Origin of the sequence: Aliivibrio sifiae (assembly GCF_002954715.1) — a bacterium.
Classification (GTDB): domain Bacteria; phylum Pseudomonadota; class Gammaproteobacteria; order Enterobacterales; family Vibrionaceae; genus Aliivibrio; species Aliivibrio sifiae.
In genome coordinates this window covers 991,400-993,593 of sequence record NZ_MSCP01000002.1, presented here as the reverse complement: position 1 = coordinate 993,593, position 2,194 = coordinate 991,400, and the positions used below count along the sequence as shown (strand labels likewise).

The following is a 2,194-nucleotide window of genomic DNA, read 5'->3' as shown; positions in this document are numbered from 1 at the left end:
GCAGGCGTTATAAGCTTAAATTGAAATGGTAATTACAACTGTTTCTTGGTTACTTTAAACTAGGCCAAGATATGGAAGTAAAGGTTGAATTAATGGAGATATCGTGGAAATTCTAATCGTAATAGCTTTGATTTTTATTCTAGTTTTATTTTTTATTACTAAGCTTAAATCAAGCCAATCATCGGCTAAAAGTGAACATTCTTATCGTAAACTTGGGGCATTATTTACTCCCGCAGAACGTTCATTTTTTGGTGTGCTGCAACAAGCCGTAGCTACTGATAATGTACTAGTTTTTGGTAAAGTTCGTGTTGCTGATGTTATTGCACCTGAAAAAGGAATGACAAAATCAGCATGGCAAACCGCGTTTAATAAAATATCAGCCAAACATTTTGATTTCATTTTGTGTAATCAAAATGACTTATCAGTTATCTGTGCAATCGAGTTAGACGACAGTTCTCATAATAATGCTAAACGAAAGTCTAGAGACCAATTTTTAGAAAGTGCTTGTGAATCGGCTCATTTTCCACTTATTCGTGTACCTGCTAAACAAGCTTATAGCATCGAAAGTATCAGGTACAGCTTACAAAGTGTCTTATCAAATGATGAAACTGAAATGTCTAGTTTTGGCCTTGAATCCGCCGATAAACATTGTCCTAAATGTTCATCGAATATGGTTCTTAAAGTGGCTAAAAAGGGTAAATCAGTTGGCAATGAATTTTGGGGTTGTAGTTCATTTCCAAAATGTAGGCATATCGAACAGAAAATATCTGAATAATCAGTACGCTTATAACAAATGCATCAACACGATTTGCTACACTCGGCGTTGTCAGTTTGCCTTTAGTTTCAGTGATTAAGGCGTTAAAATTCAGCTAGGTCTGTATCGTAGCAAACGTGTTATGCAGGCGTTGTGCGTACTGAGTCCGAAATTTTTTGCACGGTTCATCAAAAGGATCGCGGCTTTCGTAGTTTCGGCTTAGTAAGCGTAAATTTCTTCTTTGTTGCCTTTTGGTTTTCGTATTATCAGGTTCGGCAAATTAGCCCTTATTTCCCTAAGTTCAGGCGTTTCAGAAGCTATTTTACGCTTCAATTGTTCTTTGGTTATGCCTCATTTTAGTCTGCATCAGTGTTTTTCTTGTAGCATTTTCAATCCCAATTGTGGCGAGTGTATTTGGTTTTTCAGTTTCAAACTTGCTGAAACCAAGTCGTTCAAATGGCGTAAAAAATGTATCTGTTTTCCATTTACTTTATCTCGCAATTTAAGAACATTTTGTTCGCTTAATTGGCATTGGTAAATTAGAATCAGGGCTTGGAAAATCTTGGCGGGGCAGTTCTTTTCCAAGTTGACCAAGCCGAAAGTAAGTACGCACAACAATCGCATCAACACGATTTATTACATTCGGCATTCTGGGTTTGTCTTGGGTTTTGTGGTTAAGGCCGTAAAATTCAGGTTGGTCTGCATGGTAATAAACGTGTTATGCCAGCGTTATAACGTTTTTGGGATTATATTCTAATTTGAAGTCGCTCGAATAATATCTAGAAGTAGGCATCGCTTTATTCTTTTTGTAGTAATTTCTTTTTTGAGCAATAAGTGTTCAAATCTAATTAAAAGGACTTGTTATGAATAGCGTAAAAACACCTAAAATCTTCCTCTACTCAATATTGTTACCAATTATCTGGATTGCATTTGGTCTTACAATAGCAACATTTCTTCCAAGCGTACAACTTGGCGCCGCTGGATTAGTGATTATTCTATATGTGACTATAACTTTAATATGTCTTCACTTTACTAAATCCTATCCTCGTCAATTTACTAAAAATGAAAAAATACGTTTAACCGCTTATTTTATTTTGTGGGCAAGTTTGTGTGAGTCATTGGTCGTTTTATCATTAGGGCAAATGGAATTAAACAAATTGTTTTTCATCCTTGGATTCACCGTAATTGTAGATGCGATCCTAATAAGTCTAGGAGTTCACTTTATCAGTAAGCGAATGATTAAGATGTTTTTAAATCAATCAATGAAAGCTGTAAATAAAACAGAATAATGTAAATTTAATTTCGAAGTACGCTGTTAATGCACGTTATAACAATCGCATCAACACGATTTGCTACATTCGGCATTCTAGATTTCTTTGGGTTTACCGCATTAAGTGGTAAATTTAGGCTTAATCTGCACGGTAGCAAACGTGTTATGCA

Annotated in this window: 3 protein-coding genes; 2 read left to right on the top strand and 1 reads right to left on the bottom strand. The window is 35.5% G+C overall.

The window, feature by feature from the left end; all coding sequences use genetic code 11:
• Positions 1–103: 103 nt before the first annotated feature.
• On the top strand, positions 104–775 hold the full coding sequence (locus tag BTO23_RS15740; protein ID WP_105063990.1) for a DUF2726 domain-containing protein: 672 nt from the start codon (positions 104–106) through the stop codon (positions 773–775).
• A 481-nt stretch (positions 776–1,256) separates the two neighbouring features.
• Here the strand turns inward: BTO23_RS15740 and BTO23_RS21400 are convergent, their stop codons facing one another.
• Complete coding sequence (locus tag BTO23_RS21400) at positions 1,257–1,403, bottom strand: hypothetical protein (RefSeq protein WP_170066761.1); 147 nt, start codon at positions 1,401–1,403, stop codon at positions 1,257–1,259.
• 214 nt (positions 1,404–1,617) lie between these two features.
• On the opposite strand from BTO23_RS21400, the gene BTO23_RS15730 reads away from it, so the two are divergent.
• A complete protein-coding gene (locus BTO23_RS15730; protein WP_065600793.1) occupies positions 1,618–2,043 on the top strand; it encodes a hypothetical protein in 426 nt (141 codons plus the stop codon).
• Positions 2,044–2,194 lie beyond the last annotated feature (151 nt).